The organism is Streptomyces milbemycinicus (genome assembly GCF_002154605.1).
Lineage (GTDB): Bacteria > Actinomycetota > Actinomycetes > Streptomycetales > Streptomycetaceae > Streptomyces > Streptomyces milbemycinicus.
Map to the genome: position 1 here is coordinate 1 of NZ_MUNE01000859.1, position 5,825 is coordinate 5,825.

Consider the following 5,825-nt stretch of genomic DNA (forward strand, 5'->3'; position numbering starts at 1 on the left):
GTACGGCGGGGCGGCGGGCCGGGGCGGACTCGGACCGCCGGGGCCCGGCGGCCGGCGAATCGGCCAGTGACGCGGTAAGTGAGCACCCGGCGCAGCCGGAGCACGGCACACCGGAGGGCGAGCCTGTGTGGGACGCGGACCACAATGCCGCCAGGGGCGCGGCACGCCGGCCCGGGGCGCGGGACGGCGATCCCGGCCTCGGCGCCGAACCCCCGGCCGCCGGGGGCGACGGCACGGGCGGGCGGCGCGGCCGTGACGCCCGGGGAGCCGCCCGGCGCGGCCCGGCCGCGGGCGAGCATCCGCCGGCCGAAGCGGGCGACACCCGGGCCGCGGCCGAGGTCGGCTATCGCGCGCCCGAGGGCGGGGTGCCCGCGGTGCCGGCCGCGCCCTCAGGGGGCGGGCCGGTGGCCGCCGAGGCGGCCGCCGCGCGGGACCGCGGCGGGGACCGGCTGCGGTTCGTCGGGGCGGCGACCCGGCGGATCGCGCGCGGTATCGACCTGGACGAGATCGTGCTGGGCCTGTGCCGGGCCACCGTGCCGACCTTCGCCGACGCGATCCTGGTCTATCTGCGCGACCCGCTGCCGGTCGGCGACGAGCGCCCGGTCGGCCCGGTCGTGCTGCGGCTGCGCCGTACCGACCGCATCCCGCTTGACCCGGACACCGAGAGCGGGCGGCTGCCGCTGCTGCCCTCGCAGCCGGATCTGTCGCCCGCCGTGGGCGGCGGCCCGGCGGCCGAGCTGTGCGAGGTGGAGGCGGGCGGTCCGCTGAACGAGGTGCTGCGCGGGGTGCGGCCGGTCTTCGGCGACTCCTCGGCCGCCCGCGCCGCGCTGCCCGAACTGCTCGGTGAGCACACATCGGTGGCCACCGGTCAGCGCACGGTCCTGGCGCCACTGCGGGGGCGGCGCCGGGTGATCGGCGCCGCCGTGTTCGTACGCCGCCCGGACCGGCCGCCGTTCGAGCCGGACGATCTGCTGGTCGCCGCCCAACTGGCCACGCACACCGCGCTCGGCGTCGACAAGGCGGTGCTCTACGGCCGCGAGGTGTACATCGCCGACGAGCTGCAGCGCACCATGCTGCCCGACTCGCTGCCGCAGCCCACGGGCGTACGGCTGGCCAGCCGCTACCTCCCGGCCGCCGAGACGGCGCGGGTCGGCGGCGACTGGTACGACGCGATCCCGCTGCCGGGCAACCGCGTCGCGCTGGTGGTCGGCGATGTGATGGGCCACTCCATGACCTCGGCCGCGATCATGGGCCAGCTGCGCACCACCGCGCAGACCCTGGCCGGGCTCGACCTGCCGCCGCAGGAGGTGCTGCACCACCTCGACGAGCAGGCCCAGCGGCTGGGCACGGACCGCATGGCGACCTGCCTGTACGCGGTCTACGACCCGGTCGCGCACCGCATCATGGTCGCCAACGCGGGCCATCCGCCGCCCCTGCTGCTGCACCGCGGCGGCCGTGCGGAGGTGCTGCGGGTGCCGCCGGGCGCGCCGATCGGGGTCGGCGGTGTCGACTTCGAGGCGGTCGAGCTGGACGCGCCCGCGGGCGCCACCCTCATGCTCTACACCGACGGTCTCGTCGAGTCGCGGATGCGCGATGTGTGGACCGGGATCGAGCAGCTGCGCGAGCGCCTGACGGCGACCGCCCGGCTCACCGGCCCCAACCCGCCGCCGCTGGAGCCGCTGTGCGACGAGGTACTGGACATGCTCGGCCCGGGCGACCGGGACGACGATGTGGCGCTGCTGGCCGCCCGCTTCGAGGGGATCGCGCCGAGCGATGTCGCCTACTGGTTCCTGGACCCCAAGGCGCAGACGGCCGGGCAGGCACGCCGGCTGGCGCGGCGGGCGCTGGCCCGGTGGGACCTGGACGAGCTGACGGACTCGGTGGAGCTGCTGGTCAGCGAGGTGGTCACCAACGCCGTACGGTATGCGGAGCGGCCGGTGACGCTGCGTCTGCTGCGGACCGACGTACTGCGCTGCGAGGTCGGCGACGATGTGCCGCAGCTGCCGCGGCTGCGTCAGGCCCGGCCGTCCGACGAGGGCGGGCGCGGGCTGTATCTGGTCAACCGGATGGCCCGGCGGTGGGGCGCGACGCGGCTGAGCACGGGCAAGGTCGTGTGGTTCGAGCTGGCGATGCCGCCGCGGTCCTGAAACACCTCATACGGCGGCGGGCGGGGCCACGAAGGCCCCGCCCGCTGCTGTCTGCCTGCCTGCCTGCCGTGTCTCAGATCACCCGTGGCCGCGCTGCTTGGTGCGCACGCTGCGCGTGTCCAGGGAGGGCGAGGTCGGCGGGGTCGTGGGCGGCGTGGTGTTGTCGGTCGGCGACTGACCGCCCGTGGTCGGGGGCGTCGTCGGCGCGGTGGTGGGCGGGGACGAGGACGCCGTCGGGCTCTGGCTCGTGGGCGGAGCGGAGGTCGTCGGGTCCGTCGACGCGCTGGTGGGCGGGGTGCTGCTGGGGCTGGTGCTCGACGGCGGCGGGACGGCCGCGCCCATGTCGGTGTCCAGGTCGAACTTGGAGCTTCCCTTGCCGTCGAGCGCCGTTCCCATGTACGCGGCCCAGATCTTGGCCGGGAAGCCACCGCCGTTGACGCGTCCGCCGCCGGCGGTGCCGGTCAGCGTCACCTGCTTACCGCCCTTGGCCTCGCCGAACATGCCGACCGAGGTGACCAGGTCCGGGGTGTAGCCGGTGAACCAGGCGGACTTGTTCTCGTCGGAGGTACCGGTCTTGCCCGCCATGGCCTGGCCCTTCTGCCGTACGGCCGAGCCGGTGCCCTCGTCGACCACGCCGGTCAGGACCGAGGTCACGGAGTCCGCCGCGGTACGGCTGATCACCTCGCCGCCCGTGGTGTCGGGCAGCTGGGCGCTCTCGCCGCCCTTCTCCGCCGACTTCACGATCGAGGGGGTGACCTTCTCGCCGTGGTTGTCGAGGGTGGCGTAGACCCCGGCCATGTCCTTGGGGCTGGCGCCCATGACGCCCAGCGACATCGCGGGGGCCACATCGAAGCCGCCCGCTTTGGAGTTCATGCCCAGGGCGGTGGCGGTCTTCTTGACCTTGTCCAGGCCGACGTCCACCGCCATCTGCGCGAAGACCGAGTTGACGGAGTTGTTCATCGCCTTCTGGACGTTGATCGGGCCGTAGTCCTTGTTGTCCTCGTTCGGCGGGGCGAAGCCGACCTCGCCGCCGTCGTCCTTGACAGGATGCTTGCTGTCGCCGTCGTAGACGGTGTTGGCCCTGATCGGCTGGCTGTCCTGGGTGGTGGAGTCGTTCTCCAGCGCGGCGGCGAGGATCAGCGGCTTGAAGGTCGAGGCGGGCTGGTAGTCCTCGCGGGTGGCGTTGTTGGTCCAGTGCTTGGTGGCGCCCGCACCGCCGTACATCGCCACGATCGCGCCGTTCTTGGGGTTCACCGAGACCGCGCCGACCTGGGCGTGCCCGTCGACCGGGCGCGTCTTCGGCTTGAGCTTGGAGGTCAGCTGGGTGTGGACGGCCTTCTCCAGGGCCTGCTGCTTCTTCTTGTCGATGTTGAGGGTGATCGTCCAGCCGCCGGCCGCGAGCTCGTCCTCGGTCACCCCGGTCTTGAACAGCTCCTGCTTGGCGGCCTCGACGAAGTAGCCCGTCTGGCCGTCCATGCCGGGGATGGCACGGGGGGGCTTGGGCGTGGGGAACGTCAGGCCCTCGCGCTCGCTCGCGTCCAACCAGTGCTTCTCGACCATGTTGTCCAGGACGTAGTTCCAGCGCTGCTTGACCAGCCGCTTCCCGTTGGGGCCGGCCACCGAGTAGTCGTACTGGCTGGGGGCCTGCAGCACCGCGGCGAGATAGGCGCCCTGCGCCACGGTGAGCTTGCCGACATCCTTGTTGTAGTACGCGCGGGCGGCGGCCTGGATGCCGTACGCGTTGCGGCCGTAGTAGCTGGTGTTGATGTAGCCCGCGAGGATGTCGTCCTTGGACTGCTGCTGGTCGACCTTGAGGGAGATCACCAGCTCCTTCAGCTTGCGGCTGACGGTCTGTTCCTGGCTGAGGTAGTAGTTCTTGACGTACTGCTGGGTGATGGTCGAGCCGCCCTGTTTGCCCCGGCCCAGAAGGGTGTTGACGATGCCGCGCGCGGTGCCCGTGAAAGAGACGCCGGGGTCGGTGTAGAAGTCCTTGTTCTCGGCGGCGACGAAGGTGTGCTGCACCTCTTTGGGGATTTTCGACAGCGGTACGGACTCGCGGTTGACGTCGCCCGTCTTCGCCATGATGGAGCCGTCGCTGTACTTGTAGATGTTGGCCTCCGCCTTGGCCAGGGCGTTGGCATTGGGCACATCGACCATGAAGTAGAGCACCAGGAACGCGCCGATGAGCAGCAGCCCCATCGAAAGGAAGTAGCCCAGGACCATCTTCCATGTGAAGAAGCGGCGTATGCCGGTCTTCTTGCCGCCCTTGCCGCTCTTATCGGCGCCCTTCTTGGCTCTGCGAGCGCCCTTCTGCCGCGCCCGCCGCTCTTCCGCTCTGCCCATCTCTCCCGCTGCTCCTGTACGTCAGCCCCCAACCCAGCTCACGAAGCTAACACCGCGGCTGACGCCACATACTCATCGATCAAGCTTTTTCCGAAGGTGACAAAGAGCACCTGCTCTGCAGGAACAGACGTCCGGCCGCGGCCAGGGGTTGCCTTCTCATCAAAAAGTGCTATCACTTTGATAGAGGCCGCAGGGCCGCACACCAGCACGCACCAGCAAAAACGGGGGAACCTTCATGTCTGATATGACCGACATCACGCCCACACCCGATATACCGTCCCCGCCCCGGCCCGAGGTGCGCGAGCGGCCCGCGCGCAGCATCGGCGGCGGTCTCGCGCTGCTGCTCAGCCTGGTCGGGCTGATCGCGGGCCCCCTCCTCATCGCGGCCGGAACCGACACCTCCGAGTACGACTACGAGGACAACAGCAACCCCGCGCTGATCGTCCTCGGCGTCGTGGTACTCATCGCCTCCCTCATCGCGATGCGCGGGCTGTGCGCGATCGCTCCGGGCCAGGCCCGTGTCGTCCAGCTCTTCGGCCGCTACAAGGGCACCCTCCGCACCGAGGGGCTGCGCTGGGTCAACCCGTTCGCCAACCGCAAGAAGATCTCCACCCGGGTGCGCAACCACGAGACCCCGGTGCTCAAGGTCAACGACGCCTACGGCAACCCGATCGAGCTCGCCGCCGTCGTCGTCTGGCGGGTCGAGGACACCGCCCAAGCGGTATTCGAGGTGGACGACTACCGGGAGTTCGTCTCCACCCAGACCGAGGCCGCGGTGCGCCATATCGCCATCGAGTACCCGTACGACGCACACGACGAGGACGCGCTGTCGCTGCGCGGCAACGCCGAGGAGATCACCGAGAAGCTGGCCATCGAGCTGCACGCCCGGGTCGAGGCGGCCGGGGTGCGCATCGTCGAATCGCGCTTCACCCACCTCGCATACGCCCCCGAGATCGCCTCCGCGATGCTCCAGCGCCAGCAGGCGGGCGCGGTGGTCGCGGCCCGCCGCGAGATCGTGGACGGCGCGGTCGGCATGGTCGAGGCCGCGCTGGCGCGGATCGCCGAGGAGCAGATCGTCGAGCTGGACGACGAGCGCAAGGCCGCGATGGTCAGCAATCTGATGGTCGTGCTGTGCGGCGACCGCTCCCCGCAGCCGGTCCTCAACACGGGCACGCTCTACCAGTGACGGAGCCGAGCGAGCGGGACGGGGCCGCGGAGCCGGCAGCGCGCGAGGGCGCGCGGCCGGCTGCGCGGCAGCGCAAGCAGGTACTGCTGCGGCTCGACCCCGCGGTCCACGACGCACTCGCCCGCTGGGCCGCGGACGAGCTGCGCAGC

At 71.5% G+C, this 5,825-nt stretch carries 3 protein-coding genes and 1 pseudogene; 3 read left to right on the forward strand and 1 reads right to left on the reverse strand.

The window, feature by feature from the left end; genetic code table 11:
- A partial coding sequence (locus CCN51_RS47650) for a SpoIIE family protein phosphatase (RefSeq protein WP_425444802.1) occupies positions 1–2,147 on the forward strand: 2,147 nt, incomplete at its 5' end.
- A 78-nt stretch (positions 2,148–2,225) separates the two neighbouring features.
- On the opposite strand, the gene CCN51_RS47655 is transcribed toward CCN51_RS47650, so the two are convergent.
- Positions 2,226–4,490, reverse strand: a complete 2,265-nt coding sequence (locus CCN51_RS47655) for a transglycosylase domain-containing protein (protein WP_014176766.1) — start codon at positions 4,488–4,490, stop codon at positions 2,226–2,228.
- 244 nt (positions 4,491–4,734) lie between these two features.
- Between CCN51_RS47655 and CCN51_RS47660 the strand changes: the two genes are divergently transcribed.
- The gene (locus CCN51_RS47660) at positions 4,735–5,676 is read left to right on the forward strand and encodes an SPFH domain-containing protein (RefSeq protein WP_014176767.1); all 942 of its coding nucleotides are present in this window, start codon (positions 4,735–4,737) and stop codon (positions 5,674–5,676) included.
- A pseudogene (locus tag CCN51_RS60460) lies at positions 5,673–5,825 on the forward strand (type II toxin-antitoxin system antitoxin); the annotation flags it as partial. The gene CCN51_RS47660 and the pseudogene CCN51_RS60460, both read left to right, overlap by 4 nt.

Excerpts from the sequence above, each read along its gene's own strand:
- CCN51_RS47655 (WP_014176766.1), bottom strand. The coding sequence starts at position 4,490 with ATGGGCAGAGCGGAAGAGCGGCGGGCGCGGCAGAAGGGCGCTCGCAGA.
- CCN51_RS47660 (WP_014176767.1), top strand. The coding sequence starts at position 4,735 with ATGACCGACATCACGCCCACACCCGATATACCGTCCCCGCCCCGGCCC.